The sequence below is a fragment of the Bacillus cereus genome, assembly GCF_002561295.1.
Taxonomy (GTDB): domain Bacteria; phylum Bacillota; class Bacilli; order Bacillales; family Bacillaceae_G; genus Bacillus_A; species Bacillus_A cereus_S.
In genome coordinates this window covers 1-278 of record NZ_NTUG01000059.1, presented here as the reverse complement: position 1 = coordinate 278, position 278 = coordinate 1, and the positions used below count along the sequence as shown (strand labels likewise).

Sequence of the window (278 nt, the reverse complement as noted above, 5' to 3'; positions counted from 1 at the left end):
CCGTCTGATACAACGAAACCGTTTAATTTTAATTTCGCTTCGCCTTCTGCATCATCAGAGAACACAACATTACCATCTACTGTTAACGTTGCATTATCAAGAGTAAATCCGTTTAATGCTAAACCACCATCAGTAATGTATTCAAATACAAGCTTCACTTTTTTACCTTTGAATTGGCTTAAGTCATAAGACTTGTCAACCCATTTTCCAAGAGATGTATCTGCACCATCTTTTACATTTTTATTACCAATCGTATCGATTAATGTTTTCGTTCCATC

At 34.9% G+C, this 278-nt stretch carries 1 pseudogene; it reads right to left on the bottom strand.

The features are described from left to right. A pseudogene (locus CN373_RS24005) lies at positions 1-278 on the bottom strand (immune inhibitor A domain-containing protein); the annotation flags it as partial.